At 71.9% G+C, this 26,751-nt stretch carries 22 protein-coding genes; 12 read left to right on the top strand and 10 right to left on the bottom strand.

Features of this window, described 5'->3' with window-relative positions:
• Nucleotides 1–13: 13 nt before the first annotated feature.
• From rpsD to truA, 4 genes are all read left to right on the top strand, one after another.
• A complete protein-coding gene (gene rpsD / locus ACFUUZ_RS24985; protein ID WP_378700190.1) occupies nt 14–619 on the top strand; it encodes a 30S ribosomal protein S4 in 606 nt (201 codons plus the stop codon).
• Nucleotides 620–718: 99 nt separating this feature from the next.
• Nucleotides 719–1,777, top strand: coding sequence for a DNA-directed RNA polymerase subunit alpha (locus ACFUUZ_RS24980; RefSeq protein WP_357018662.1), 1,059 nt, complete (start codon nt 719–721; stop codon nt 1,775–1,777).
• A gap of 54 nt (nt 1,778–1,831) precedes the next feature.
• Complete coding sequence (rplQ, locus tag ACFUUZ_RS24975) at nt 1,832–2,356, top strand: 50S ribosomal protein L17 (protein WP_378700188.1); 525 nt, start codon at nt 1,832–1,834, stop codon at nt 2,354–2,356.
• Nucleotides 2,328–3,221 carry a tRNA pseudouridine(38-40) synthase TruA gene (truA, locus tag ACFUUZ_RS24970; RefSeq protein WP_378700211.1) on the top strand — a complete coding sequence of 298 codons (894 nt, stop codon included), beginning with the start codon at nt 2,328–2,330 and terminating at the stop codon, nt 3,219–3,221. The genes rplQ and truA overlap by 29 nt, the downstream gene beginning before the upstream one ends.
• A 65-nt stretch (nt 3,222–3,286) precedes the next feature.
• On the opposite strand, the gene ACFUUZ_RS24965 is transcribed toward truA, so the two are convergent.
• Together ACFUUZ_RS24965 and ACFUUZ_RS24960 are read right to left on the bottom strand one after the other, a co-directional pair.
• Nucleotides 3,287–3,601 carry a metal-sensitive transcriptional regulator gene (locus ACFUUZ_RS24965; RefSeq protein ID WP_378700186.1) on the bottom strand — a complete coding sequence of 105 codons (315 nt, stop codon included), beginning with the start codon at nt 3,599–3,601 and terminating at the stop codon, nt 3,287–3,289.
• A gap of 43 nt (nt 3,602–3,644) precedes the next feature.
• Complete coding sequence (locus ACFUUZ_RS24960; RefSeq protein WP_378700184.1) at nt 3,645–4,550, bottom strand: DMT family transporter; 906 nt, start codon at nt 4,548–4,550, stop codon at nt 3,645–3,647.
• A 105-nt stretch (nt 4,551–4,655) separates the two neighbouring features.
• Between ACFUUZ_RS24960 and ACFUUZ_RS24955 the strand changes: the two genes are divergently transcribed.
• Both ACFUUZ_RS24955 and ACFUUZ_RS24950 read left to right on the top strand, forming a co-directional pair.
• On the top strand, nt 4,656–5,462 hold the full coding sequence (locus tag ACFUUZ_RS24955; protein ID WP_378700183.1) for an S-methyl-5'-thioadenosine phosphorylase: 807 nt from the start codon (nt 4,656–4,658) through the stop codon (nt 5,460–5,462).
• Nucleotides 5,459–6,025, top strand: coding sequence for an NADPH-dependent FMN reductase (locus tag ACFUUZ_RS24950; RefSeq protein ID WP_378700182.1), 567 nt, complete (start codon nt 5,459–5,461; stop codon nt 6,023–6,025). Before ACFUUZ_RS24955 ends, ACFUUZ_RS24950 begins: the two co-directional genes overlap by 4 nt.
• 3 nt (nt 6,026–6,028) lie before the next feature.
• Here the strand turns inward: ACFUUZ_RS24950 and eccE are convergent, their stop codons facing one another.
• Nucleotides 6,029–7,672 carry a type VII secretion protein EccE gene (gene eccE, locus ACFUUZ_RS24945; protein WP_378700181.1) on the bottom strand — a complete coding sequence of 548 codons (1,644 nt, stop codon included), beginning with the start codon at nt 7,670–7,672 and terminating at the stop codon, nt 6,029–6,031.
• Between the two features lie 114 nt (nt 7,673–7,786).
• Between eccE and eccB the strand changes: the two genes are divergently transcribed.
• Entirely contained in the window at nt 7,787–9,259 is a 1,473-nt protein-coding gene (gene eccB / locus ACFUUZ_RS24940; RefSeq protein ID WP_378700180.1) for a type VII secretion protein EccB, read from the top strand.
• Between the two features lie 112 nt (nt 9,260–9,371).
• On the opposite strand, the gene ACFUUZ_RS24935 is transcribed toward eccB, so the two are convergent.
• The 3 genes from ACFUUZ_RS24935 to eccD all read right to left on the bottom strand — a co-directional run bounded on the left by ACFUUZ_RS24935 (nt 9,372) and on the right by eccD (nt 13,236).
• Nucleotides 9,372–10,178, bottom strand: a complete 807-nt coding sequence (locus ACFUUZ_RS24935) for a potassium channel family protein (RefSeq protein WP_378700179.1) — start codon at nt 10,176–10,178, stop codon at nt 9,372–9,374.
• 92 nt (nt 10,179–10,270) lie between these two features.
• Nucleotides 10,271–11,668: a type VII secretion-associated serine protease mycosin gene (gene mycP, locus ACFUUZ_RS24930; protein ID WP_378700177.1), complete on the bottom strand. Its 1,398-nt coding sequence runs from the start codon at nt 11,666–11,668 to the stop codon at nt 10,271–10,273.
• Nucleotides 11,669–11,757: 89 nt separating this feature from the next.
• Nucleotides 11,758–13,236, bottom strand: coding sequence for a type VII secretion integral membrane protein EccD (gene eccD, locus ACFUUZ_RS24925; RefSeq protein WP_378700175.1), 1,479 nt, complete (start codon nt 13,234–13,236; stop codon nt 11,758–11,760).
• Nucleotides 13,237–13,407: 171 nt separating this feature from the next.
• Between eccD and eccCa the strand changes: the two genes are divergently transcribed.
• The 4 genes from eccCa to ACFUUZ_RS24905 all read left to right on the top strand — a co-directional run bounded on the left by eccCa (nt 13,408) and on the right by ACFUUZ_RS24905 (nt 19,545).
• Nucleotides 13,408–17,442 carry a type VII secretion protein EccCa gene (gene eccCa / locus ACFUUZ_RS24920; protein WP_378700173.1) on the top strand — a complete coding sequence of 1,345 codons (4,035 nt, stop codon included), beginning with the start codon at nt 13,408–13,410 and terminating at the stop codon, nt 17,440–17,442.
• Entirely contained in the window at nt 17,439–18,797 is a 1,359-nt protein-coding gene (locus ACFUUZ_RS24915) for a type VII secretion-associated protein (protein WP_378700171.1), read from the top strand. The genes eccCa and ACFUUZ_RS24915 overlap by 4 nt, the downstream gene beginning before the upstream one ends.
• A 123-nt stretch (nt 18,798–18,920) precedes the next feature.
• Nucleotides 18,921–19,217, top strand: coding sequence for a WXG100 family type VII secretion target (locus tag ACFUUZ_RS24910; protein ID WP_378700169.1), 297 nt, complete (start codon nt 18,921–18,923; stop codon nt 19,215–19,217).
• A 40-nt stretch (nt 19,218–19,257) separates the two neighbouring features.
• On the top strand, nt 19,258–19,545 hold the full coding sequence (locus ACFUUZ_RS24905; protein WP_378700167.1) for a WXG100 family type VII secretion target: 288 nt from the start codon (nt 19,258–19,260) through the stop codon (nt 19,543–19,545).
• A 60-nt stretch (nt 19,546–19,605) separates the two neighbouring features.
• Here ACFUUZ_RS24905 and ACFUUZ_RS24900 read toward each other — a convergent pair whose 3' ends face one another.
• From ACFUUZ_RS24900 to ACFUUZ_RS24885, 4 genes are all read right to left on the bottom strand, one after another.
• Nucleotides 19,606–21,300 (bottom strand): serine/threonine-protein kinase, encoded by a 1,695-nt coding sequence (locus tag ACFUUZ_RS24900; RefSeq protein WP_378700165.1) that lies wholly within the window; start codon nt 21,298–21,300, stop codon nt 19,606–19,608.
• Nucleotides 21,260–22,471, bottom strand: coding sequence for a hypothetical protein (locus tag ACFUUZ_RS24895; protein ID WP_378700163.1), 1,212 nt, complete (start codon nt 22,469–22,471; stop codon nt 21,260–21,262). The genes ACFUUZ_RS24900 and ACFUUZ_RS24895 overlap by 41 nt, the downstream gene beginning before the upstream one ends.
• Before the next feature lie 11 nt (nt 22,472–22,482).
• Entirely contained in the window at nt 22,483–23,697 is a 1,215-nt protein-coding gene (locus tag ACFUUZ_RS24890) for a hypothetical protein (protein ID WP_378700161.1), read from the bottom strand.
• A gap of 139 nt (nt 23,698–23,836) precedes the next feature.
• Complete coding sequence (locus ACFUUZ_RS24885; protein WP_378700159.1) at nt 23,837–25,030, bottom strand: hypothetical protein; 1,194 nt, start codon at nt 25,028–25,030, stop codon at nt 23,837–23,839.
• A 190-nt stretch (nt 25,031–25,220) separates the two neighbouring features.
• Here ACFUUZ_RS24885 and ACFUUZ_RS24880 point away from each other — a divergent pair, with 190 nt between their 5' ends.
• The gene (locus ACFUUZ_RS24880) at nt 25,221–26,657 is read left to right on the top strand and encodes an FHA domain-containing protein (RefSeq protein WP_378700157.1); all 1,437 of its coding nucleotides are present in this window, start codon (nt 25,221–25,223) and stop codon (nt 26,655–26,657) included.
• The last annotated feature ends 94 nt before the right edge of the window (nt 26,658–26,751 follow it).

The raw sequence follows: 26,751 nt of genomic DNA, 5'->3' as shown, positions 1-26,751 counted from the left end.
GAAGTAGAACGACATGGCCCGTTATACCGGACCCATCACCCGCAAGTCGCGTCGTCTGCGCGTCGACCTGGTCGGCGGCGACCAGGCCTTCGAGCGTCGCCCCTACCCGCCCGGCCAGCACGGCCGGGCGCGGATCAAGGAGAGCGAGTACCTGCTCCAGCTGCAGGAGAAGCAGAAGGCGCGCTTCTCCTACGGCGTCATGGAGAAGCAGTTCCGTCGCTACTACGAGGAGGCCAACCGGCAGAAGGGCAAGACGGGTGACAACCTGCTTCGCCTGCTGGAGACCCGCCTCGACAACGTCGTCTACCGCGCCGGCATCGCCCGGACCCGGCGGCAGGCCCGTCAGCTCGTGAGCCACGGCCACTTCCTGGTCAACGGCGTCAAGGTCGACGTGCCGAGCTACCGCGTCAGCCAGTACGACATCATCGATGTCAAGGAGAAGTCGCTGCCGACGCTGCCCTTCCAGGTGGCGCGCGAGACCGTCGGCGACCGGCCCGTCCCGGGCTGGCTGCAGGTGCTGCCGGGCCGGCTGCGGATCCTGATCCACCAGGAGCCGGAGCGCGCCCAGATCGATGTGCCGCTGCAGGAACAGCTGATCGTCGAGTACTACTCGAAGTAATCAGCGCTGCTGGTGCGTGGCCGCCGTGCGCGGCGGCCACGCGCAACACCCCCACCACGAGGCGTCAAATAGCGGGCGCCCACACAGGAGGATGATCCCATGCTGATTTCCCAGCGTCCGACGCTGACCGAAGAGGTCGTGGCGGAGAACCGCTCGAAGTTCACCATCGAACCGCTCGAGCCGGGCTTCGGCTACACCCTCGGCAACTCGCTGCGGCGTACCCTGCTGTCCTCGATCCCGGGGGCCGCGGTCACGAGCATCCGCATCGACGGCGTGCTCCACGAGTTCACCACCGTCCCCGGGGTGAAGGAGGATGTCACCGACATCATCCTGAACCTCAAGGGCCTGGTCGTGTCCTCGGAGGAGGACGAGCCGGTGACGATGTACGTGCGCAAGCAGGGCCCGGGCACCGTCACCGCCGGTGACATCGTGCCGCCCGCGGGTGTCGTCGTACACAACCCGGACATGCACATCGCCACCCTGAACGACAAGGGCAAGCTCGAGATCGAGCTGGTCGTCGAGCGGGGCCGCGGCTACGTGCCCGCCGTGCAGAACAAGGCGTCCGGTGCGGAGATCGGCCGGATCCCGGTCGATTCGATCTACTCGCCGGTGCTCAAGGTGACCTACAAGGTCGAGGCCACCCGCGTCGAGCAGCGCACCGACTTCGACCGGCTCGTCCTTGACGTCGAGACCAAGAACTCCATCACCGCGCGGGACGCGCTCGCCTCGGCGGGCAAGACCCTGGTCGAGCTCTTCGGCCTGGCCCGCGAGCTGAACGTGGAGGCCGAGGGCATCGAGATCGGCCCCTCGCCTGCCGAGGCGGATCACATCGCCTCGTTCGGGCTGCCGATCGAGGACCTGGATCTCACCGTCCGCTCCTACAACTGCCTCAAGCGTGAGGGTGTGCACACGGTGGGCGAGCTCGTCGCCCGCACCGAGTCGGATCTGCTGGACATCCGCAACTTCGGCCAGAAGTCCATCGACGAGGTCAAGGTCAAGCTGCACGCGCTCGGCCTCTCGCTGAAGGACAGCCCCGCCTCGTTCGACCCGTCCTCCGTGGTCGGGTACGACGCGAACACCGGGACCTGGAGCGACAGCGGCACGTTCAGCGACACCGACGGCGGCGAGCAGGACTACGCCGAGACCGAACAGCTCTAGGTCCCCGGGGGGAGGCATCCCCCCGGCTGCGGCCTCTCATAAGGAGACAGTGAAATGCCCAAGCCCAAGAAGGGTGCTCGCTTCGGCGGGTCGGCGTCGCACCAGAAGGCGATCTTCGCCAACCTGGCCACGGCGCTCTTCGAGCACGGTCGGATCACGACCACCGAATCCAAGGCCAAGGCGCTGCGCCCGTACGCCGAGAAGCTGGTCACCAAGGCGAAGGGCGGCACCCTCGCCGACCGGCGCGAGGTGCTCAAGGTGATCCGGAACAAGACCGTCGTGCACGAGCTGTTCGCCACGATCGGCCCGTCGTTCGAGGGTCGCGATGGCGGCTACACCCGCATCATCAAGACGCTGCCGCGCAAGGGCGACAACGCCCCCATGGCCGTGATCGAGCTGGTCCGGGAGCAGACCGTGACCAACGAGGCCGATCGCGCTCGTCGCGTCGCCGCCTCGAAGAAGGCCGAGCCGGTTGCCGAGGCGCCTGCCGCCGAGGAGACCGAGGTCGAGGAGACCAAGGCGGAGGCCGCCGAGGCGCCCGAGGCCGAGGCTGCTGCCGAGGACAAGAAGGAATCCTGAGCTGACTCCGGATTCCGGCGACGAGCCCGTCACCCGTGGGGGTGGCGGGCTCGTTCGCGTGCGGCTCGATATCGCCTACGACGGGACGGAATTCACCGGGTGGGCTCGGCAGCCCGGGTTGCGGACCGTGCAGGGGGTGCTGGAGGAGTCGCTGAGCAAGGTTTTTCGTTCGCCGATTCAGCTGACCGTTGCCGGGCGCACCGACGCCGGGGTGCACGCGGAGGGGCAGGTCGCGCACTTCGACACGGCGGGGGAGTTCGACGGGGCGAAGTTGGTGCACCGGTTGGCGCGGTTCCTGCCGAAGGATGTTCGGGTTACCGGGGCTCGGCGTGCTCCTGCTGATTTCGACGCTCGGTTCTCCGCTGTTCGGCGGCACTATGTGTATCGGTTGACCACCGCGCCCTGGGGTGCTGATCCGCTCGCCGCGCGGGGGGTGGTGCCTGCGAAGGGGGCGCTCGATGTGGACGCCATGCGCGCGGCGTCGCGGAAACTTCTCGGGTTGCACGATTTCGCGGCGTTCTGCCGGCGGCGGGAGGGGGCGACCACGGTGCGCGAGTTGCAGCGGTACGACTGGGAGCAGTCGGGGTACGCGCTCACCGCGCACGTCAGTGCCGATGCCTTCTGCTGGTCCATGGTGCGGAGTCTGGTCGGTGCGGTGCTCGCGGTGGGGGAGGGGCGGCGGACGCCCGAGTGGGTCGGGAGTCTTTTGAACGAGCGGGAGCGCTCCAGTTCCGTCACCGTAGCTCCGGCGCACGGTCTGAGTCTGGTTGCCGTTGACTACCCCGCCGACGTGGATCTCGCCGCGCGGAATGCGCAGACCCGCGAGATGCGCACCGTGCCCCCTGCCGGTTGCTGCGGCGGCTGATCCTGGCGCGGCGTATATCGCGTCCGCCTGCGGCGGCTCGACTTGTCTGCGCGGGGACTCGCGCGTCAGGAGCGGACGAGCCGCGCGATCGCTTCGGTCGCCTCTTTGATCTTGGCCTCCGCCTCGGGGCCGCCCGCGACGGCGGCGTCGACGACGCAGTGGCTGATGTGGTCCTCCAGCAGCCCCACCGCCACCGCCTGCAGAGCTTTCGTCATGGCGGAGACCTGGGTGAGGATGTCGATGCAGTACTTCTCCTCCTCGACCATGCGCTGCAGCCCGCGCGCCTGCCCCTCGATGCGGCGCAGCCGCTTGAGGTAGTCGTCCTTCGCGGTGATGTAGCCGTGCCCGGTGTGGTCGTGCTCGTGGCTGGGGTCGGTCACCGGCGCTCCTCGTCTGGTTCGATACCCCCCAAGGGTACAGCAGTCACGGCGGCTCCGTCGTCCGGTTCGCGACCGCGAGACCGGTCACCACCAGCACCGATCCGACCAGCTGCAGCGGGGTCACCGCCTCGCCGAGCAGCAGCCAGGAGAGCCCGACGGCGAAGAGCACCTCGCTCAGCAGGACCAGGGACATGAGGGTCGAGCCGAGCCGGACGGCGCCCGCGACCCCGCACAGGTAGGCGAGCACTGTGCTCACCAGGACCAGCAGGGTGAGTGCCAGCGGCACCGACAGCTCGCGCTGGTCCATGAGCGCGGCGCCGCCGCCGACGACCAGCGGCAGTGCCCCGATCCCGGCCAGCAGCCAGGTGGTCAGCGCGGCCACGGTGAGCCCGGAGCCGAGCAGCGCGACCGGCCCGAGCCGGGCCGAGCTGCGCTCGGAGAGCAGGAAGAAGGCCGCGTTGCAGATCATGGAGAGCCCGGCCCAGGCCAGCCCGACCGGATCCGGGCTGCCCGCGCCGAACACCTGCACCACCAGCGCCGCACCGGCCAGCGTCACCGCCGCGCCGACCAGCGTGCCGGTGCGCGGCCGCCGCCTGCCGACCAGCCAGTGCCAGGCGATCACCACCACCGGCGCCAGGAACTGGATCATGAGCGTCACCGCCACCTGCAGCGTCGCCAGCGACAGGAAGAAGGTGGCCTGCACCCCGGCGACCCCGATCGCGCCGAACGGCACCACGGTGCGCAGCTCGTGGCGGCTCGCCCGCAGCCCGCGCGGGTCGGCGAGCAGCGCCAGCAGCACCATGACCGCCGCCGCCCCGGTGAGCCGCACCGCGAGCACCGCCCCGGCCGACCAGCCCGCCCCGAGCACCGCCTTCACCAGCGGCCCGGACGCCGCGAAGGCCAGCCCGGAGGCCACCGTCAACCACACGCCGAGCGCCGCCCGCGACATCACACGCCCATCCTGCCGCCCACCCGGTTCGCCCGACCGGTCGGGATGTGTTGGGCCCCGGACCCGCCCGCCCGCGGCGCACCGCCGCCGGCGGAGAATCGATCCATGACTTCGGAGCGCAGACCGGCCCTGGCCGTGATCGGTGGCAGTGGCTTCTACGACTTCTTCGACGGCGCCGCCGAGGAGCACGAGGTGCAGACCCCCTACGGCGCGCCCAGCGCGCCGATCGCGGTGGGCGAGGTCGAGGGCAGGCCGGTGGCGTTCCTGCCGCGGCACGGGAAGAAGCACGAGTTCGCGCCGCACACCCTGCCGTACCGGGCCAACCTGTGGGCGCTGCGCGCGCTCGGCGTGCGCCGGATCTTCGCGCCCTGCGCGGTCGGCAGCCTGCGCGCCGACTGGGGGCCAGGCACCGTCGCGGTGCCGGACCAGCTGGTCGACCGCACCTCGGGTCGCGCGCAGACCTACTTCGACGGCGGCGGCGTGCACGTCTCCTTCGCCGACCCGTACTGCGACGAGCTGCGCGCCGCCGTGGCGAACTCCGACAGCGAGCTGCGCCTGGAGTCCGGCGGCACCATGGTCGTGGTGCAGGGCACCCGCTTCTCCACCCGCGCCGAGAGCCGCTGGTTCGCCGCGCAGGGCTGGGACCTGGTCAATATGACCGGCTACCCGGAATCGGTGCTCGCCCGCGAACTGGAGATGTGCTACGCCGCGGTGGCCCTGGTGACCGACCTGGACGCCGGGCTGGAGGAGGGCGACGGCGTGCACGCGGTCGACGTCTTCGCCGAGTTCGAGCGCAACCTGGTGCCGTTCAAGGCGCTCGTGCGGCGCGCGGTGGCCGCCACCGAGAGTACCGGGACCTGCGCCCGCTGCCGGGTGCACGACGGCGTCCGGCTCCCGTTCGAGCTGCCGTGAGCGGCGCGGCCCCGCTGCGGCTCGAGGTGGTCGTCGGCAGCGTGCGGGCGGGCCGGTTCGCGCCGACCGTGGCGGACTGGTTTATGCGCGCGGTGGCCGCGCACCCCGACTTCGCGGCCGGGACGATCGATCTCGCCACCACCCCGCTGCCGCTCGACCTCGCCGAGAACGACGCGGTACGCGCCTTCCGGGACCGGCTGGCCGCGGCCGACGCCTTCGTCTTCGTCACCTCCGAGTACAACCACGGCTACCCGGCCGCGCTCAAGACCGCCATCGACAGCGCCAAGCACGAGTGGCGCGGCAAGCCGGTCGGCTTCGTCTCCTACGGCGGCGTCTCCGGCGGGCTGCGCGCGGTCGAGCAGCTGCGCCAGGTGGTGGCGGAGGTGCACATGGTCTCGGTGCGCGAGTCGGTGAGCTTCCACCGGGTCAAGCGGCAGTTCGACGCCGCGGGGGAGACCGCCGACGGCGCCGCGATCGATGGCGCCGCCCGCATGCTGCGGCAGCTGAGCTGGTGGGGCCGGGCGCTGCGCGCCGCGCGGGCGGCCGAGCCGTACCCCGGCTGAGCGCTACTGGTTCGCCATGGCGCGGCGGCCGCGCGGCTGCCCGATGTAGGTCGATTCGCGGGGGATGGAGACCAGCGTGAGGTGCGCCTGCGCGGTGCCGGTGCGCAGGATGACGTGGTTGCCGATGGCGCCGGGCTGGTGCAGCGAGAGGTCCGGCCTGGTGGCGGGCCAGGCGGACGGGTCGCCGGTGACGTAGATGGTGGTGACGCCCGCGTGCGGCGGTGGCGCGAGCACCCCGTCCACCACCGCGGCGGTGAAGCCCGCGTCCGACTGGTGCGTCTCGACCGCGATGCCGAGCCGCTCCGGGTTGCCGATCGTGGTCACCAGGTTCTCCCAGGCGTGCGGGCGGTCGGTGCGGATCAGGACGCGCTCGCCGACCGCGAGCGCGCGGAACACCAGCTGCTGCGCCAGGTACAGCTCGCCCGCCAGGTAGACGGTGGAGATGCCGCTGCCGATCAGCCGCATGGCGACGCCGTTGCCCTCCTCGTCCGAGCCGATCAGCTGCCCGCAGCCGGAGGAGGGCAGGTGCAGCGCGCCGAGCACCTCGATCGGGTACTCGGCCATCGGCACCGTCTCGTCGACGCCGGGCACGGCCAGCGGCAGGTGCGCCAGCAGCGCGTCCCGGTGCCTGCCGTTCATCGAGACCATGCCCGCGAGCTTCGGCGGCTCCGGCAGCTCCCTGGCGGAGAGCCGCCAGGCCGCCCCGATGCTGACCGACCCGGCATTGCTGCCCGGCCGCAGCCGGACCGCCACCGTGGTCCCGCGCGACGGCGCCACCCAGAGCTGGGCCAGCAGGTCCGAGCCGAGCCTGCCGGGGTCGACCGCGGTGCCGATGTTCACCGCGTTGCCCAGCTCGGCGTAGCGCCAGCGGTGGGTCAGCTCGCGCGGGTCGCAGTTGCCGGTCACCTGCAGCACGGCGCCGCGGATCTCGGAGGCGGTGAGGATGCGGGCCGCGCAGTCGGCGTCCTCCAGCGCGCGCACGATGCGCTGGGTCGCGATGGTGACGGCGCGCGCGGCGCCGTCGTTGCCGCCGCCGCGGCGCGCGGCGGCGCCGGGACAGCGCACCGCGTCGAAGGCGATGGCCAGCCAGACCGCCCGGTGCGCGGTCGCGGGCAGCGGGCCGAGCAGCGATTCGTAGATCGCGCCCGCCGGGGTGCCGGAGCGGCTGCGGTGCCCGTGGCTGATGATGTCGATCCCGCTGAGCAGGATGTCGTGCTGGTTCAGGCACTGCGCGAGCTCGGGCAGCGGCAGCAGGTGCGAGGCGTGCACGGTGGTGCGCGCGATCCGGGTCAGCCCGCCGAGCGGCGGAAGCACCTCGACCACCGTCACCACCCGGCTGCCGTCCCGGTAGAGCCCGTGCGAGCGGCCGTCGGGGCCGCGGAAGTCGACGGTGTCGCCGAGCTCGTACTCGCGCCGGGTGAAGTACCCCCACGCGGTCGCGAACCAGTCCAGGATCGTCCGCTTCGCGACCGGGACGAGCGGGATCGCGGCCGCGGTGAGCACCACGCCGAGCGCGGGCAGCCCGCCGAGCCCGACGGTCAGCGCGATCAACCCGGCCCCCAGCCCGATGATCTGCGCGACCAGCAGATTCTGCAGTGATATCCGCCCGAGCAACGGGCGTGGGCCCGCGCCGACAGGTTCGGCCATCGTCGTCCCCCCAGTAACACCGGTTCGGCCCTGTTCGCGCTGGCCGAACTGAAAAGCAGTCCCCGCGAACTGTACTGTGTTGCGCGGGTAGGAGCACCGTTCGGGGGAGGAACAATGCCATCGAAGCCAACCACCCGCTGGCAGGTCAGCGGGTACCGCTTCCTGGTGCGGCGGATGGAGCACGCGCTGGTTCGGCGCGACGTCCGCATGCTGCACGATCCGATGAAATCGCAGTCCCGCGCGTACGCGGTCGGGCTGGTGCTCGCCCTGGTGGTGCTGGCCGGTTGCGGGGTGCTGGCGCTGCTGCGCCCGCAGGACAAGATCGGCAACAACACCATCCTGATCGGCAAGGAGTCCGGCGGGGTCTATGTGGTCATCGGCGACACGGTGCACCCGGCGCTGAATCTGGCCTCGGCCCGGCTGGCCGCGGGGGAGGCGGCCAAGCCCGCCATCGTCAAGGAGTCCGAGCTCGGCAAGAAGCCGCGTGGGCAGCTCATCGGGATTCCGGGGGCGCCCGCCGCGCTGCTCTTCGACAAGAAGGGCACCGGCCGCGCCTGGACCGTCTGCGACCAGCTGGAGGTGGACGGCGGCGGCGGTCTCAGCACCTCGGTGCTGGTCGGTGACCCGGACACCGGGGAGAAGGCGGACGCGCTGCCCGCCGAGCGCGCGCTGCTGGTGCAGGGGCGCGATTCGGCGTACCTGATCTACGACGGCAAGCGGGCGCGGGTCGAGATGACCTCGCGCGCCGTCACCGACGCGCTCGGCATCACGGGGGAGACGCCGCGGCCGGTGAGCGACGGGCTGCTGAACGCGGTCCCCGAGGTGCTGCCCCTGGTCGCCCCGCGGATCGAGGGCGCGGGCACGGCGCCCGGCTACCCGATCGGGGACTACCAGATCGGCGACGTGGTGCAGGTGCCGACCACCGAGGAGTACTACGCGGTGCTGAGCGACGGCCTGCAGCCGATCTCGCCGCTGACCGCCGACATCATCCGCAACTCCACGCCCGGCTCCGGGAACACCACCATTCAGCAGACCGCCCGCACCAGGGCGAACGTGTCGTCCGCGCTGGCGGTCGAGCACTACCCGCGCACCGCGCCCGAGCTGGTCACCGACAAGGAGCGGCCGGTCAGCTGCCTGACCTGGCGGCCGATCGCCGCCGCCGCGGGCAGCGAGGACGGCGCGCGGCGCGCCGAACTCGAGGTGCTCACCGGGGTCGACCTGCCGCTGCCCGACGATGCCAGGACCGTTCCGCTGGCCAAGGCGGACGGGTCGGGGCCGAACGCCGACGCCGTCTACCTGAAGCCGAGCACCGGCGCCTACGTGCAGAGCACCGGGATCGAGCCGGACAGCAGCAGGCGGGACAGCCTGTTCTACGTCGGCGACACCGGGGTCAGGTGGGGGATCAAGAACGCCGAGGCCGCCAAGGCGCTCGGCATGGAGGGGATCCCCGCCGAGCCCGCGCCGTGGCCGATCGTCGGGCTGCTCGCCGCCGGGCCGAGCCTGGGGCGGGAGGAGGCGATGGTCGCGCACGACGGCGTCGCCCCCGACCCGTCCCCCGCCGACCAGCCGGTCGCCGCCGAGCGCTGACGCCGCTCGGGCTCGGGCACCGGCGGGGCCGCGCGTATCAGCCCGGGCCGCCGCTTCCCCGGGGCGGGGTGAATCGCCCTGCGCGGGCCGCATTCGCCGTGCCGGACCGCCGTCAGCCGATCGGGCCCGAATCCGCCGGGGCGGGCGGGCCGTTCGCCGATACCGGCGAGCTGTTCGCCGCAGCCGGGGCCCGGCGCAGCTCGGCGACCTCGGCGCGCAGCCCGCGGATCTCGTCGAGCAGCGTGCCGATCTGCTTCTCGGTCTGATCGGCACTCGCCTCGACCGCCTTGAGCTGGTCGAAGACCCAGCTGGTCGTGGTGCCGATGGCGAAACTGATCAACCCGATCCCGAATGTCATCAGCACCAGCGCCACCAGCCTGCCCTCGGCGGTCACCGGGTAGTAGTCCCCGTAGCCGACCGTCGTCACGGTGACGGCTGACCACCACAGCGCGTCGCCGTAGTTCTGCACCTTGGCGTCCGGCGCCCCGTACTCGGCGTCGAAGAAGGCGAGGCTGCACAGCAGGACCACCAGCACCGAGCTGGTGCCGACGTAGATGGAGAGCCGGAACCGGGTGAGCCGCGCCCGGTTCAGCGTGCCGAGCATGAGCAGCGCCGCGCGCACCAGCCGCAGCGGTCGGAACGGCGGCACCAGCACGATGAGCAGCTCCAGCGGGTGCGTGCGCACGAAGCGCCAGCGGTCGCGGGAGAGGTAGACGCGGATGGCGAAGTCGGCCGCGAAGGCCGCCCAGATCACCAGGTCGACCCGGGCCAGCCAGGTGTCCAGGTACGGCGAGGCGCCGGTGTCGAGCACGTACCAGGCGTAGACGCCGAGGAAGAGTACGGCGAGCAGCAGCATCGGCACATTGGTCGCGCGCTCCCATGCCTCCCGGCGGCTCAGCGGCGCAGTCACGCTCGTCATGGCGGTACCCGATTCGATCGGCCGTGGTCACCGTAGGTTTCGCGGTGCCGAGCGCCGACGCTACACGGAACCGGCCGCGCGCACCCGGTGGTTCAGGTCGCGTCCTCGTGCACGCCGAAGCGGCGGCGGATGGGGAAGGAGGCCAGGTAGCCGAGCACGCCCGCGGCCACGATGACCGCGGTGCCGATCAGCGCGACGTTCCGCGCGGTGTGGTCGGGGGCGGGTTCGGGGTCGGGCACCGCCAGCTGGATGCTCACCGCCTCGCTCGGCACCTTCGCGGGCAGCGCCGCGGGCACCTCGTTGGTGAGCGCCGCGACCGGGTCGACGGCGCCGTACCCGACATACGGGTTCCAGCCCTCGGCCGGGGCGTGCGCGGTGGCCTGGATCCGCCGGATCACCTCGGCGCTGCTCAGCTCGGGGAAGCGGGCGCGCACCAGCGCGGCCACCCCGGAGACGTACGGCGCGGCGAAGCTGGTGCCGCTGTACGCGGTGTACTGGCCCTGGTTGCTGTACTTGCCGTTGGAGGTGCCGCCCGCGCGGGCGTCCAGCGAGACCACGTTCTCGCCGGGCGCCGCGACCCCGACCCACGGGCCGGGCACGGTGAAGGCCGATGGCGCGCCGACGGCGTCGATCGAGCCGACCGAGAGCACGTACTGGTCGAACCAGGCGGGGGCGACGAACGAGGTCACCCTGGTCCACGGGTCGGCGCCGGGGTTCAGCGGGTCGAGCCCCGGGTTGCTCGACTTGCAGGCGTCGGTGTTGCCCGCGGAGGTCACGATGACGGCGTCGCGCTCCAGCGCGGCGTAGCGCACCGCGGCGCCGAGCGCGGCGAACTCCCGGCTCTCCGGCTTCTCGGTGGGGCAGGCCACGAGGGAGATGTTGATGACGGTGGCGCCCGCGTCGGCGGCCCTGCGCACCGCGGATGCCAGCGCGGAGACCTTGCCGTAGCCGTCGGGCATGTCGTCCGGGCCCTTGTTCCGGCCCGCGCCCTCCTCCTGGTAGAGCGCGCTGGTCTGCCTGATGCTGAGCAGCCCGGCCTCCGGCGCCACCCCGGAGAAGCCCTGTCCCGCGACCTGGCTCGCGCCGATGATGCCCGCGACGACGGTGCCGTGCGCGTCGCAGTCCTCGCTGCCGTCGCCGCCCGCGGCGACGAAGTCGCCCAGCGGGGTCAGGTTCGGCAGCCGCGGGTGCGGGGAGACGCCGGTGTCGATCACCGCGACCACCTGGCCCGCGCCGCGCGAGAACTGCCAGGCGCGGTCCAGGTCGAGGGCGCGCTGGGTCGGCGGAACGGCCGGGCCCTCCCCGCCCTGCTGGGTGCTGTAGCAGGCGGCGTTCCCCGGTCGCTCGGTCTTGCCCGGGGGCGCGGCCGGGTCCCCGGCGGGCAGTGCCCCCGGATCCACGATCGGCGGCCGATTGTCGGCCAGCGCCGGGCCCGCGGTCAGCCCCGCGCCGACCGCGAGCACCGCCACGAACGCGGCCAACCGCCGCACCGAGTTCACCCCGGCGGGCCGCGGCCGCGAACGGAAGTTCGCGCCTTCGCGTCCGGCCGCGCGGATCGCCGTAGCGCGCCGCACCGGGTTCACAGCCCGCGGACGAGGGCGTACAGCTCGGCCCCCCAGAAGACCAGCGGCAGCACCGCGGCCACAAAGGCGTACTCCAGCAGCTCCACCGCGCGGCGCATGGGCGGCGTCGCCGTCTGGTTCGGCACCACCATGCCGAGGACCAGCGCCGCGACCAGGATGAGCATGGCCGCGCCGAACACCACGAGCGGCTGCTCCATCTCGATCGCCATCCCGACCAGCATGGCGAGCACGATCGCCGACCCGCCCGCGATCAGCACCACCGCCTGCTCGGCCCCGGCGTAGGTGCGGCTGCGGAACGCCAGCACCACCGCGCAGACCAGCGACAGCGCGATCCCCTGCCAGTACGGCGTCTCCGCCTCCGGGTCGGCCGCCGCCAGCGCCCCCGCCACGGTGACCAGCGTGGTCGCCGTGACCAGCCCGGCCAGGTACATCCGCGCCCGCTCCGACTTGGCGCGCAGCACCTCCATGGTCGGCAGCGCCCGGTGGTCGTCCGGGTCGTCCTCGGTCGGGTCGATCGGGGTGCCCGGCGACGGCACCGGCGGCAGCGGCAGCTTGGCGAGCAGCATGGAGACCCGCGGCGCCAGCGAGAGCCCACCGAGCGCGGCCGCGGCGAGCACCGCGCCGATGGCCCGCACCGGCTGCTCGGTGAGCAGCCCGACCATGGCGGCGGGCGCGATGAAGACCGCCAGCGTTGCGGCGCCGATGAAGAGCCCGAGCCCGACCCCGGTGACCCGCCACGCCAGCACCGCGGTGGCGCCGAGCAGCACCGAGCCGAGCAGCACGTGCGCCCAGCCGTAGTGGTCGGGAACGTAGAGCAGCCCCGCGCTCAGCGCGGGCGGCAGCGCGCAGCCCGCGATGACCAGCGCCGCCGAGGTGTCGCCGTACATCCGGCTCAGCACCATGCCCGCGACGACCAGCAGGATCGCCACCACCAGCGCGATCGAGCCGCTCACCCAGACCGGCATGGCGTCCGGCGCGAGCAGCAGCCCGAGGCAGCCGACCACCATGGTCAGCGCCGCGAGCACCGCGCCGGTGAGCCGGGCGGTGCGCGGGGTCCAGCCGCGGAAGTGGTCGGCGTCGGCGATCGCGACGTTGTACATGATGTCGTCGAAGAGCGGGGTCGGCGCGGTCTGCGAGGCGCTCTCCAGCATGAGCAGCTCGCCGTCGCGCACGCCGTGCTCACCGAGGCTCAGCGAGTTCGAGAAGGGCGGGTGGCCGATCCGGGCCAGCACCCACTCGGCGGGCTCGAAGCGCTCGCCCTCGTTGTCGAAGTCGTTGCTCCTGCTGTGCTGGGCGACCATGTCGACCACGCTCGGGATCACCAGCGCCACCGGGACATCGACCGGAATCGCCATGTCGACCTGGGTGTGTTTGGCCAGGATGGTGACCCGCGCGAGGTCGGGCGCGCGCACGATGCCGCGCGAGGAGTCCTCGTCGATGTGTCCGAGCCGCGCGTGCGTCACGCTGTCCCCCAACTTCCTGATCCACGTCGTGTTTCCGCAGGCCATACGCTGGGGGAGCCCCCGGGCAGCAGCTTGCGAACCCACCCTCCGCCCAGCACAATGCTGGTCGAACTGTACGACATGTCAGCCGTGGCCTCCATACCGAGGCTCTGCCGCGGCGGGCGAAGATGGGGGACGCAGTCGATGAGCACGGTCAGGTTCCAGCGGCGTGCCCGCCGCGAGATGCCGCGCACGCCGGGCGGCGAGGTCACGCTGCAGCCGCCGCCCGAGATCCCCCGCGTCACACCGGGAAACCTGCTGCTCAAGCTGATGCCGGTGGTCATGGTGATCGGCATGGTCGGCATGATGGCGCTGCTCTTCACCCAGGGCGGCGGGATCGCGTCGAACCCCATGAGCCTGATGTTCCCGCTCATGATGCTGCTCTCGATGGCGGGCATGTTCGCCGGTCAGGGGGGTGGCAAGGGGCAGAAGGCGGCCGAGGCGAACGAGGACCGCAAGGACTACCTGCGCTACCTCGACCAGGTGCGCCGGGACGTGAACGACACCGCCGCGCAGCAGCGCGCCGCCGTCGAGTGGAGCCACCCGGAGCCGGAGCTGGTCTGGATGCTGGCGGGCACCAGCCGCATGTGGGAGCGGCGTGCCGGGGACAAGGACTTCTGCCACGCCAGGATCGGGCTCGGCGGCCAGCGGCTCGCCACCAGGCTGGTCGCGCCGGAGACCGGCCCGGTGGAGGAGCTGGAGCCGATCGCCGCGGTCTCGCTGCGCCGCTTCGTCCGCGCGCACTCCACCGTGCCGGATCTGCCGACCGCCATCGCGGTCAAGGGCTTCGCCACCATCGCGCTGGACGGCGACCGCGCCGAGGCCAGGGACATGACCCGCGCGATGCTGGTGCAGCTGGCCATGTTCCAGGCCCCCGACCAGGTGCTGATCGCCATCGTCGCGGGCCAGGACACCGCGCGCGAGTGGGAGTGGACCAAGTGGCTCCCGCACACCCAGCACCCGGACGCGCAGGACGGCATCGGCACCCAGCGCATGTTCTTCGGCTCCATCCGGGAGGCCACCGCCGGGCTGGCGCCGCTGCTGGCCAACCGGGTGCGCTACTCGCGCAACCAGCCCGCCAACCCGAACATGGTGCACATCGTGATCGTGGTGGACGGCGGGCTGCTCGAGGCCGAGGAGGAGCAGCTGCGCGAATCCGGGTACGAGGGCGTCACGCTCATCGACCTGTGCGGCTACGCGCCCCGGCTCGCGGTCTCCCGCGGCATCAAGATGATCGTGGAGAACGGCGAGTGCACCGGCCGCGGCGCCACCGGCAACCAGGAGCGGTTCGCGCTGATCGACCGGATCAGCGTGCAGCAGGCGCAGCAGGTCGCGCGCAGGCTGGCGCCGTACCGGGCCGCGACCCAGCGCAGCAGCGACGTCGAGGTGGACGACGCCGAGGCCATCTCCAGCTGGGCGCAGCTGATGAGCCTCGGCGACCTCGGCGCCTTCAACCCGGAGCAGGCGTGGCGCCCGCGCTACGGCCGGGAGCGGCTGCGGGTGCCGTTCGGCATCGGCGCCGACGGGCTGCCGGTGGAGCTGGACATCAAGGAGGCCGCGGAGAACGGCATGGGCCCGCACGGCCTCTGCATCGGCGCCACCGGCTCCGGCAAGTCCGAGTTCCTGCGCACCCTCGTGCTCTCCCTGCTCGCCACGCACTCGCCGGACCAGCTGAACCTGGTGCTGGTCGACTTCAAGGGCGGCGCCACCTTCCTCGGGCTGGACGGCGTGCCGCACGTCGCCGCCGTCATCACCAACCTCGAGGAGGAGGCCGACCTCGTCGACCGCATGAAGGACGCCCTGGCGGGCGAGATGAACCGCCGCCAGGAGGTGCTGCGCGCCGCGGGCAACTTCGTCAACGTCTCCGAGTACGAGAAGGCGCGGGCCGCGGGCGCCGACCTGGACCCGCTGCCCGCGCTCTTCGTGGTGCTGGACGAGTTCTCCGAGCTGCTCACCCAGCACCCGGACTTCGCCGAGCTCTTCGTCATGATCGGGCGGCTCGGCCGCTCGCTGCACGTGCACCTGCTGCTCGCCTCGCAGCGGCTGGAGGAGGGCAAGCTCAAGGGGCTGGAGAGCCACCTCTCCTACCGCATCGGGCTGAAGACCTTCTCCGCGAACGAGTCCCGCCAGGTGCTCGGCGTGCCGGACGCCTACAACCTGCCGAACAACCCCGGCGGCGGCTACCTCAAGGCGGACTCCGGCGAGATCCAGCGGTTCCAGGCCTCCTACGTGTCGGGGCCGTACGTCGGCGGCGGCTCGCAGCGCGAGGTCACCCAGGCCGGGGTCGCGGGCGGCGACATCGACGTCACCGCGCGGCAGTTCACCGCCGCGCACGTCGATTTCCGCGCGGTGGACCGAATTCCGCTCCCGGTGCAGGCCAGCGCCGACCCGGAGCCGGGCGAGGACGCCGAGCGCCTCTCCGACCTGGAGATGCTGGTCTCCCGGATCAACGGCCACGGCAGGCCCGCGCACGAGATCTGGCTGCCGCCGCTGGACGACGCCCCCACCCTGGACCAGCTGGTGCCGCGCTCCATCCTCACCGGCGAGTACTCGGCGGTGGCGACGCTGCGCGCCCCGATCGGCATCGTGGACCGCCCCTACGACCAGCGCCGCGACCCGTTCCTGATCGACCTCTCCGGCGCCCGCGGCAATGTCGCGGTGGTCGGCGGCCCGCAGTCCGGCAAGTCCACCGCGGTGCGCGCGATGATCATGGCGCTGGCGCTCACGCACACCGCCGAGCAGGTGCAGTTCTACTGCCTCGACTTCGGCGGCGGCACGCTCGCCGGGCTGCAGGGGCTGCCGCACGTCGGCTCGGTCGCGGGCAGGCTCGACGTGGACAAGGTGCGGCGCACGGTGGCCGAGATGACCACCATCGTCCGGCACCGCGAGCTCCGCTTCCGCCAGCTCGGCATCGAGTCCATGACCGAGTACCGCCGGCTTCGTGCCATGGACCCGGCCAGCAGCCCGGCCGCGGCCGGGGCGCACGAGGACCCGTTCGGCGACGTGTTCCTGGTCATCGACGGCTTCGGCTCGATCCGGCAGGATTTCGAGCCGCTCGAGCAGGCCGTGATGAACCTGGCAGGCCAGGGCCTCTCTTACGGCGTGCACGTCGTGGTCGCGCTCTCCCGCTGGATGGAGGCGCGGCCCGCGCTCAAGGACCAGATCGGCACCCGCATCGAGCTGCGGCTCGGCGATCCCATGGACTCCGACTTCGGCCGCAAGCTGGCGGCGCTGGTCCCGCAGGGCAGGCCGGGGCGCGGCATGACGCCGGAGGGGCTGCACATGCTCACCGCGCTGCCCAGGATCGACGGCAGGCCGGGCACCGACGACCTGGGCCAGGCCGCCGCTGCCGCGGTCGAGCAGATCGCGGCGCGCAACCCGGGCCGCCCGGCCCCGCAGGTGCGCATGCTGCCCGAGCGGTTCGAGCGGGACGACCTGCTCCGCGCGCTGCCCGGCTGGCCGCGCACCCCGGAGCAGCTCGGCACCAACCTGCGGGTTCCGGTCGGGCTGAACGAGTCCGAGCTCGCGCCGGTCTTCCTCGACTTCGGTGAGCTGCCGCATTTCCTGGCCTTCGGCGACAGCGAGTGCGGCAAGACCAACCTGCTCAGGGGGATCTGCCAGGGCGTGGTCGAGTCGAACGCGCCCGCCCAGGCCAAGATCATCCTCGGCGATTACCGGCGCACCATGCTCGGCGTGGTCGACGGGGAGCATCTGGCCGGGTACGCGCCGTCCGAGGCCGTGCTCTCCGCGATGGCCGGTGAGCTGGCCAAGATTCTCAAGAGCCGGATGCCCGGCGCGGACGTCACCCAGCAGCAGCTGCGCGACCGCTCCTGGTGGACCGGGCCCGAGCTGTTCCTCGTGGTGGACGACTACGACCTGGTGGTCACCTCCGCGGGCAGCCCGCTCATGCCTATCGTCGAGTACCTGGCGCACGCCAAGGACATCGGCTTCCACCTGGTGCTGGCCCGCCGCGCGGGCGGCGCCTCGCGCTCGCTCTTCGAGCCGGTGATCTCCCGGATGAAGGACGTCGGCACCACCGGGCTGATCATGAGCGGCAACCGGGACGAGGGCCAGCTCTTCGGCACCGTGCGCCCGAGCGAGCAGCCGCCCGGCCGCGGCGTGCTGGTCGGCCGCTCCGGCACCGGGCTCTTCCAGGCCGCCTGGAGCCGGGACCGGTGAGCCCGACGGTCGCACTGCACCTCGACGGTGACGACCTGCACGCCGTGGTCGGCCCCGACCCGCGCGGCGCCGTGGAGTGGAACGTCACGCTGGACGGGCTGCCAGGCACCGGCGGCGCCACCGGCGCGGACGGAGGCGGCCCGCTCGCGGGCGAACTGCGCCGGGACGCCGAGCGCCGCGGCCTCGCGCTGCCGCTCCCGGCGGTCGCGGTGGCGCACCCGACGCAGTGGGGCGGCCCCGCGCTCGACCGCGCGCTGCGCGGGCTGCTGCCCGGCGTCGCCGCCGACGTCGCCGCTGTGCCGACCGCGCACGTCGCCGCCGAGCACTACCTGCGCAGCCGGGCGCTCCCCGGAGCCAGCGTGCTGGTCGTCGAGTGCACCGCGCTCTCCTGCACGGTGGCGCTGGTCGACTGCGACGGCGCCGCCGCCACCGTGGTGGCCTGCGAACACGAACCCGCGCTCGGCGCGGGCGAACTCGCGCCACCCGCCACCGCCGAGCGATTGGCCGAACTCGCCGACCGCGTCCTCGACGACCGGGCGCCGCACGCCGTGCTCGTCGTCGGCACCGTCGACCCCGAGGTGGGCGACCTGCTGCGGCAGCACCTGGCCACCCCCGCCTTCGTCCCCGAGGTGATCGCGCTCTCCGGCCGGGAGATCGCCAAGGCCGTCTGGTCCGACACCCGGCGCCCCGCCCCCGGCCGGGAGACCGCACTGCCCGGCAGGCAGGCCATGGACGTGCAGGCCACCATCGGCGCCAACCTGCGCGCCCGCAGGCAGCCCCGCCGCCGCTCCCCGCTGGTCCTCGGCGCCGCCGCCGTGCTGGTGGCGCTGGCCGCCGCGGCCACGGTCGCAGGCGTCGCACTGCTCCGCGCCCCGGCCGACGGCTCGGTCGCCGACAGCCCCGCCGTGCCCGCCACCTCCCGCCCCGCGCCCCCGCCCCCCGCGACGGCGGGCAGGCTCACCGTCAGCGTCCCCGCGGGCTGGCGCCCCGCGGGCGCCGCCGACCCGGAACGCATCGTGCTCGCACCGGATTCCGCGGCCCGCGCGCGGATCACCGTCACCCAGACCGTGCTCGCCGCGGCCGCCGACATCGACGACGTCGCTCGTGACCTGCAATCGGAGATCTCTCGCGCCGACCCCGGCCGATTCGGTACCGTGCAACGAGACGTCGTGTTCGGTGACCGCCCCGGCCTCGCCTACGACGAGTTTCCGGGGGACGGTTCCGAAGTCAGGTGGCACGTCATCGTCGACCGCGGTGTCCAGGCGGGCATCGGGTGTCAGTTCGACAGGGGGAGGTGGGACACATTTCGGACCGCATGCGAAGACGTGGCGCGGTCGCTGACCGTTCGTGCCTGACGGGGGCCTGAATCCGGGGGAGAACATGGGAACCGAGAAGGCGCACACCGCGTCCAAGACTTATGTAGGGGATCGACCACCTCGCCCGGCGACGGTCATCCAACTCAACGAGAGGTAATCGGAATGTCCAACATTGTCGGTATTGATCAGGCCGCTGCCCAGCAGGCCACTTCCGAGGTCGAGACCGTGGTCAACAACATGCGGGCGACGCTCCGGCAGGTACAGACCACCGTCGATACCGCTCGCGACGGCTGGCGCGGTACCGCCAACGGCTCCTTCGAGGCAGCCGCGGTGCGCTGGAACGACGAGGGCAGGCGGCTGAACGCCCTGCTGGACGAGATGACGGTCAAGCTCAACGAGGCCAACAAGCAGTACGGGCGGATGGAAGAAGAGTCCGGGGGCGGCTTCCTGAAGGTTTAGTTCGACAGCGATACGCCTACAAGTACAGGGGAGAACAATCGTGGATATCTTTTACGACAAGGGCAAGATCACCCAGACCATCGCCGATCTGCGGATGCAGCTGGAGTCCCTGCGGACTCAGGACGAGGCCATCAAGGGTGCGTCCGCCAAGCTCGCCGGGGTCTGGGAGTCCGGCGCTGCCAGCACCTTCCAGGAGGTGCAGAAGCGATGGAACGACGAGTTCACCGACACCCAGGCGGCGATGCAGCAGCTGATCAACGCGACCCAGGAAGCGCTGGACGCCGCGCTTCGTACCGATGCGTTCAACGCCAGCAAGATCCAGTGCTGAATCGCTGACGAGCGGTGGGTGATCGCGCATCTCGACGGCGCGGGCACCCACCGCCGGGTGTTACTTGACCCGGGATTTCAGAATCGGAATCAGCTTCGTCAGCAGCACCTGCTCCGAATTCGATGACCAGTTCTGAATGGCTCCGACGAGTTCCGGGTCGTCGACGACGATGATCGTCGCCTTCATTTGACTGACCGTGGTCGGCAGCCCCAGCAGCCCGCCGCCGCCCGCCTTCGCATCACTGCGGGCCACGATCAGATATCCCTGGGTCACATTCCGCGTCAGGTCGTATTCGCCGAGCCAATCCAGCCGCCGCGGTGACTGCTCGTCGCCTTCCTTCGCGTAGCCGGCGTTGTAGCCGAAGCCGAGCCCGGTCAGGAAATCCGTCTGCGGGCTCGGACTGAGGAAGACGTTCACCCCCGAACTCAGGTCCTCGTCTTTGTCGCCCGTGAAGAGCGTCATGACGACCGGTTCGCCGAGGAATGCGGGATTCTCCTGTCGAGCCTGCTCGACGGAGGTCGGCGCCGCCGCGACAGGCACCGACGAGGTCGCCGAGGCCGTTGCTTGCCCGCCGGGCGTGGAATCCCGGTTCAGCGCCCACACCCCGCCCGCCGCGGCCGCGACGACGAGCACCGCCGCGACCGCACCGATGACCAGCCCCTTCCGTTTCGGCGGTGCGCCTGCGCGGACGGTGACGATCCCGGATTCGGTCGGCACCTCACCCCGAGGGTTCGTCGGATACCCGTAGCTGGGCTGGTGCTGTGCCGGGAACCCGGAGGTCGGTGCGCTGAATCCGCGACCGCTCAGTGCCGCCGTGGCGGCCTCGACGAACTCCCGCGAGTTCGGGAACCGCTCCGCGGGCTCCTTGGCCATCGCCCGCGCGAAAACGTGGTCGATGGCGTGCGGCAGCGCCGGATTCACCTCGGTCGCCCGCGGCGGCGGCTGGTGCAGGTGCCCCATCATCACCAGCGCGGGCTGGCTGCCTGGATACGGATTGCGCCCGGTCAGCAGCTTGAAGAACGAGCAGGCCAGGCTGTACAGATCCGCCCGGTGGTTCAGCGGCATCCCGGCCAGCTGCTCCGGCGCCGCGTACGCGATGGTGGCGAGGAAACTCCCGGTCTGGGTCAGCTCGTTCGCGTCATCGGTGGACTTGGCCACGCCGAAATCGGTGAGCAGCACCCGCTCCTCGCCATCCTCCGGGGTGGCGAGCAGGAAGTTGGCCGGCTTGATGTCGCGGTGCAGCAGCCCGCGCCGGTGCGCGTAGTCGAGGCCCTTCCCGACCTCGGCCAGAATGTGCAGCGCGCGCTGCGGGTCGAGGCCGCGGCCGATCCTGGTCAACTCCGCGCCCGCATCGGTGCCGTCCACGTACTGCATGGCGATCCAGAGCTGCCCGGCCTCCTCACCCCGGTTGTAGACCGACACGATGTTCGGATGATCCAGCCCGGCCGCCAGATTCGCCTCGCGCTCGAAGCGGGCGCGGAACTCGCGGTCGGTCGAGAGGTCGGGGCTGAGCACCTTCAGCGCGTCGGTCCTGGGCAGCGTCGGGTGTTTCGCCAGGTAGACCGTGCCCATGCCGCCCGCGCCGAGCACCCGCAGCACGCGGTACCCGCCGACGATCGTGCCCGCGCTGATCGGCATGTCCGGGTCCTCCTGTTCTGGTTCGCAGCGTGCCGTCCCATGCAGACAGTACGGATGCGGCTGTGACCCGCGGTACCTAGTAGGTGTTGGCCAGCAGCGCGTACTGCGCGGCCGCACGCTGATGCAGGTCGACGATCTGGTCGCTCTCCACCGAGGCCAGGTAGCGCTGGTACGGGACGGTGCAGCGGTAGCGCAGGGTGATCGAGCGTTCCGCGGTCTGCGCCCCGCAGCGCACGCCGGGAACGTCCGCGGGCGCTTCGACGGGTTCGGTGAAGGTGGCCCACTCGAGCACGGGGGCACCGAGTTCCGCCGCGCTCGCCGCGTCCTTGGCGCGGTACAGCTGGGTGGCGCCCGAGCCCGCGCCGGATAAGGCATAGGCGTCGACACCGGCCTTGTCGAGGCCCTTGGCGCGGTCGTACTGCGCGTTCGCCTGGGTGAGCATGCCGCGGCGCAGGAAGCTCGCCTGCCCGGCCAGACTCGGCCATCCCTCGGCGTCCGGATTCAGGGTCCGGTTCAGCATGTTCTCCGGGTCGTTGTCGAGCCGCAGCAGCTCCGCGCCGACGACCGGCGGGAGGTCGTCGAGCAGCCTGCCCTGATTCTCCAGTGCGGTCCGGGCCAGGTCCGAGAGGTGCACCAGATCCGGCTTCGGGATTTCGACGAAGGTGCTGATGAGGTAGGCGCCGCGGGCCTGCATGGCGCCGAGCGTCGGCACGCCGGGGCGCCAGTGGGCGTGCGCGGTGGGCACGTTCGGAATGCTCACTCGCTGATTGAGGTCCGCGGCCACCGCGAAGTCGGCCGCCTCCGCCTCTCGCGCCGCCACCTCTGCGGTGGCGGCATCCGCGAACTGGACGACGGCTACTGTCACCCTGCTGGACTGAGCCCGCTCCGCGTCGCTCTTCGCGAGTTTGTCGGTCAGCGTGACGACGAAGCCGGTCACCGGTTTGTGCCGCTCGATGACGGGCCCGTTCACATCCGCGAAGATCTGCTCGATCTTGGTGCGGCTGGTCAGCGCGTCCGAGCCTGCGAGGAAGTGGAAATCCGGATCGACCTCGGTGCCGAGCACCATGTGGTTCGCCAGCCGCATCGCCGCGAGATTCTGCCCGCCGAGCAGGGTGTGGTCGTAGGCATAGCGGAATTCCAGCGGTGTCGTCGGGTAGCTCCCGACGTCGAGCGTGCGGACGTCGATCTCGGCGGCGGCCGGGCTGCCGTCGACCTTGGTGCACCCGGTGAGCAGCGCGACCGTGCCGAGCGCTGCCGCGACCAGGCGGAGATGGCGTCGGAGCGTCATCGATCTTCCCTTCACTTCGCCCGCGCGAGGATCGCGTACTGCGCGGAGATCCGCTGGTGCACGTCCTGGAGCTGGCTCGCGGTCACCTCGGCGGCGTACCGCCCGAAGCTCACCCCGCAGTAGTGGACCGTGCCCTCCGCCGGGCCGATGTACTCCAGGCACTGCGCGAAGGGCAGGCCCGCCGGGCCGGGCACGCGGCGGTAGAACTTGCCGACCTTGGCCCGCCGGTCGATCAGCTTCTCCGCGGCCACGGCATCCCTGGCGCGGTAGACATACCCGCCCTTCCAGGCGACGGCGTCCACCCCGGCCGCCTCGAACATCTCGCTGTCCTTCTCCGGATTGAAGCCGATCTGGAGCCCGCCGTGCCGGTTGTAGACGCCGGGAATGCCGACCTGGCCCGGATCGTCGACGGTATTGAGCGGAAGGGCGAGCACCTTCTCCGGATCGACGTCCAGCTTCATCAGGTCGCCCACCGGGGTCGGCACGAAGCTCTCCAGGGCGGGACGCATCTTCTCGATGCTGCGGGCCACCCTGGCCGTGAGCAGCCCCGCGTCGGTGGCGTCGAGCTGCTGCATGGTGTTGTCGTAGATATGGGTGAGCAGGGCGAACCTGCCTACCGCGACGTACGAATTGATGCGGCCGTCGAGTTCGGTCACCAGGTGGGCCTTGGCCTCGGGGAAACCGGGAATCGCCTGCGGGACGGCCTTCTCGGCGAGGTAGCCCCGCTCCACCTCGGCGAAGGCGTCGACGGCGTTCTCCGCGTCCTGCTCGGTCTCGAAGAGCATGGCCACATTGTCGAGTTCCCAGGACAGCGTCGTGGTGGTGTCACTGCGCCCGGCGGTGACGAAGCCGGTGACGAACCCTGTGATGCGCGCATTCAGGTCGAGCGGATTGCCTGCGACCCGGTTGGCGATCGCGGCCGAGCTCATGGAGGTGAACAGCCGCACCCCCGCCTTGACGGTCGGCGCGTACTTGACCTCGGGGTCGATCTCCATCGGCAGCGGCAGGTGGTTGCCGAGCCGCATCCCCTCGACGAGCCGCGCCATGTCGATGCTGGTCGGCTTGTCGTAGTACTTGGGCTCGGCGGTCAGGTTCCCGACATCGAGCGCGGCGAGATCCACCTCGGGCCGGGCGGGCTTCGCCGCGTCGTCCGTGCCGCAGGCCGTCGTCACCGCGACGACCGCGGCAACGAGGGCCGCGCACAGCCCCCAGCGTCTGTTCACCATCTGTCCCCTCCGTCGCGGGCGCGGCTGCGGGGCTACCCGCCGCGACCGGCGTGTGCCCGCGAGTCCTCCGCTCGCGGGACGAATACCCGAGAGAACATAGCACCCGGCCGCGACCGGGGGCCGGGTGTGAAGCGAGGCCCTACAGGCTGTTGGCGAGCAGCGCGTACTGCGCGGCGACCTTCTGCCTGACGTCGGGCTCCGAGTCGCTGCTGACCACGGCGAGGTAGCGCTTGTAGGTGACGAAGCAGTTGTAGGCGTACTCCATCTCCATGTCGCCCGCTTCGTTGAGCCGGAGGCACTTGGCGCCGGGGACGTCGTTCGGGGCGCTGATCGGGTCGTACTGCGCGCCGGGGTCCGCCAGCAGGCCGTCCATGAAGGCGCGGGCGCCGTCGGCGTCGCGCAGGCGGTGCACGGTGCTGCTGTAGGCGACGGCGCTCCGGTCCAGCCCGGTGTCCCGGATCAGCCGCTGCCTGGCGGCCTGGTCGTCGACGGTGTGCAGCATGAGGTTGGGGCCGTAGACGGCGAAGACCGACGGGTCGGGGGTGAGGCCGGTGCGGTCCTCGACCACGGCGCGGGCGAGCATGCCGTCGGGGTCGACCGGCAGCTCGTCGAAGTCGGCGGCGGGGGTCGCGTCGAACCGGTCAACCAGCGGGACCTGGGCGCTGAGCGTCTTGTCCACCCATTCCACCAGGTCGGCGCTCTCCGCCTTCGGCCGCTCCACGAACAGCGAGATCACGAACTCGCCGCGGGCCATGAAGGCGCCGACGCTCGGCACCCCGGGGCGCCAGTGCAGGTAGGCGTCGGAGAACTTGGCCGAGGAGAGCTTCTGGTTCTCCGGGGAGACGGCGATGTCGGCGTCCTCCAGTTCGCGCGCCGCGGCGGCCGCGGCGCCCTGGTCCGGGAAGCGGAGCAGCACGGTGGTGACGGCGGTGGCGTCGGCGGTCGGCAGGTTCTCGCCCTTCGGGTCGGCGCGGTCCGCGCCCGCCCCGACGTAGCCGACCAGGAACTTCCGGTTCTCCAGCACGGGGCGGGAGACCGCGGCGAGCAGCCCGATGGTGTCGTCGACGGTGAGCAGCGGCCTGCTGCTGCGGCCGTGCGAGAGCGAGGGGTCGATATCGATGGCGGGGGCCACGGCGTCGGCCATCCGGATGCCCTCCAGCACGGTGCCGTGGCCGTCCGCGCTCACCTCGTAGGCGTGCCGGTCCACCTCGTACTTGCCGACCTCGAGTTTGCGCACATCCGGCTCGCCGGCGACCGGGACGCCGGGGACGCTGCATCCGGCGAGCAACCCCGCCGCGGTCAGAGTGGAAAGGCAGAGCGCGATGCGCGACATCCGAACCATCACAGGCCCCTCGATCCTCGGCGATGTGGATTACGAAGTTACCGGAACCGGCGCCCCGCGGCGGGGCGAAGCAACGGTGGGCAGCGGGACGCCGTAACCCGCGGTGCCATAGGCTTGATCGCGTGCTGACCACTCCGCGTTCACGCCGCCGGGGCGATCGATTCCGCGGAGGTCGGTGCCGGTGAGGGATCGGCAGGTCGAGGTCGTCGCGGGGCAGCACGCCGTGGCCAGGGTCGCGGGGGCGGTGGTGGTCGTCCGGCATCGCGGTGTGGCCGCGCCCGCGCCGGATTCGCCGACCGCGGCGGCGGTGGAGTCGCTGGCCGAATTGGTCAGGGAGGCATTCGAGCGGGAGGCGGGGCCGGGGGCGATGATCGCCCGCGAGGCGACCCGCTGGCTCATGAAGCACGCCGAGCAGATCAGCCCGGGGCAGCCGGTGGATTTCGGCATCCTGTCGGTGGGGGCGGACGGCGGGGTCGCGGTGTTCCTGCACGGTGCGGTCACCGCGGTGCTCGTCGGCGAGGCCGGGGTCGAGCAGCTGCGCGGCAGCGACGCCGCCTTCACGGTGGACCGGGTGGCGCCGGTGCCCGCGCGCGCGGCCGCGCTCTTCGTCGACGACCGGAACGGCCGGATTCCCGAGCTGCCCGCGGAGCGCGGCATCGGCTGGCTGGTCGAGGGGATCGCGCTGGGCGCGGGGGCGATCCTCTGGTCGGACGCTGTCCGGGCCGGAAGCGCGCCCCCGAGCAGCGGCGACCAGGGTGCAAGCGACCCGAGCGGCGCGCACCGCAGGGCCGAGCCGTCGCCGATTCCGACCGCGCGGATCGAGCGTGCCCCGCGCCGGGAGCGCGCCGAGCCCAGAAACGCGCAGGTCCAACGCCGGGAGCGAGCCGAGCCAGAGGACGAGCAGGCCCAGCGCCGGGAGCAGGCCGAGCCGCGGGACGAGACCGAGGCCGCCGCCACCGCGCTGCTCGACCAGGTCGAGGCCACCGACGCGCTGCCCGCGGTCGGCACCGGCGCCCGCGCGGTCACCATGCCGCCGGACCCGCACCGCGCGCCGACCGAGCACGGCACCAACCCCGCGCCGCCGCCCGACCCGGAGCTGCAGCGCAGGCTCGAGGCGACCGCGCGGGCGGCCCCGCTCAACGTCAAGGTCATGGGGTTCAAGTGCGCGCGGGCGCACCCGACCGACCCGCGCTCGGCGTTCTGCACCGTCTGCGGCATGCCGGTGGACCAGACCCAGCCGCTGATCGAGGTGATCCGCCCCCCGCTCGGGCTGCTGCTGCTCGACGACGGCATGACCTACCTGCTCGCCGCGGACGCGGTGATCGGCCGCGACCCGGACCACTCCGAGTCGGTGAACCGCGGCATGGTGCCGCTCAAGGTGGAGGACAGCTCGGGCGGCATGTCCAGGGCGCACGCCGAGATCCGGCTCCTGAACTGGGACGTCGCCGTCCTCGACCTGGGCTCCACCAACGGAACCAGGACGAGAATGCCCGGCTACCGCGACTGGCTCCGCCTCGCCCCACACCAGCCCATGCTCCTGGTCCCCGGCGCCGAGGTCATGATCGGCAACCGAGTCCTCCGCTTCGAACCGGCAGCGCCACCGCCCTTCGGGAGATAAGTCTCCCGAAGGGGGCGAGTCTTACGAGCCCCGTTCGCGGCCCGTCTCGTCGTTCAGCGCTCGAAGCGCATGCGCCACAGGCGCGAGTCTCGAG

This window comes from Nocardia sp. NPDC057353, assembly GCF_042667085.1.
Taxonomy (GTDB): domain Bacteria; phylum Actinomycetota; class Actinomycetes; order Mycobacteriales; family Mycobacteriaceae; genus Nocardia.
This window is presented reverse-complemented; position numbering and strand designations above follow the sequence as displayed.

Bases quoted from the DNA above. Each gene is read 5' to 3' on its own strand.
- ACFUUZ_RS24895 (WP_378700163.1), bottom strand. From the start codon at position 22,471: ATGACGCTCCGACGCCATCTCCGCCTGGTCGCGGCAGCGCTCGGCACG.
- ACFUUZ_RS24960 (WP_378700184.1), bottom strand. From the start codon at position 4,550: ATGTCGCGGGCGGCGCTCGGCGTGTGGTTGACGGTGGCCTCCGGGCTG.
- ACFUUZ_RS24935 (WP_378700179.1), bottom strand. From the start codon at position 10,178: ATGACGAGCGTGACTGCGCCGCTGAGCCGCCGGGAGGCATGGGAGCGC.
- rpsD (WP_378700190.1), top strand. From the start codon at position 14: ATGGCCCGTTATACCGGACCCATCACCCGCAAGTCGCGTCGTCTGCGC.
- ACFUUZ_RS24885 (WP_378700159.1), bottom strand. From the start codon at position 25,030: ATGTCGCGCATCGCGCTCTGCCTTTCCACTCTGACCGCGGCGGGGTTG.
- ACFUUZ_RS24955 (WP_378700183.1), top strand. From the start codon at position 4,656: ATGACTTCGGAGCGCAGACCGGCCCTGGCCGTGATCGGTGGCAGTGGC.
- ACFUUZ_RS24890 (WP_378700161.1), bottom strand. From the start codon at position 23,697: ATGGTGAACAGACGCTGGGGGCTGTGCGCGGCCCTCGTTGCCGCGGTC.
- ACFUUZ_RS24980 (WP_357018662.1), top strand. From the start codon at position 719: ATGCTGATTTCCCAGCGTCCGACGCTGACCGAAGAGGTCGTGGCGGAG.
- eccB (WP_378700180.1), top strand. From the start codon at position 7,787: ATGCCATCGAAGCCAACCACCCGCTGGCAGGTCAGCGGGTACCGCTTC.
- eccE (WP_378700181.1), bottom strand. From the start codon at position 7,672: ATGGCCGAACCTGTCGGCGCGGGCCCACGCCCGTTGCTCGGGCGGATA.
- rplQ (WP_378700188.1), top strand. From the start codon at position 1,832: ATGCCCAAGCCCAAGAAGGGTGCTCGCTTCGGCGGGTCGGCGTCGCAC.
- ACFUUZ_RS24910 (WP_378700169.1), top strand. From the start codon at position 18,921: ATGTCCAACATTGTCGGTATTGATCAGGCCGCTGCCCAGCAGGCCACT.
- eccCa (WP_378700173.1), top strand. From the start codon at position 13,408: ATGAGCACGGTCAGGTTCCAGCGGCGTGCCCGCCGCGAGATGCCGCGC.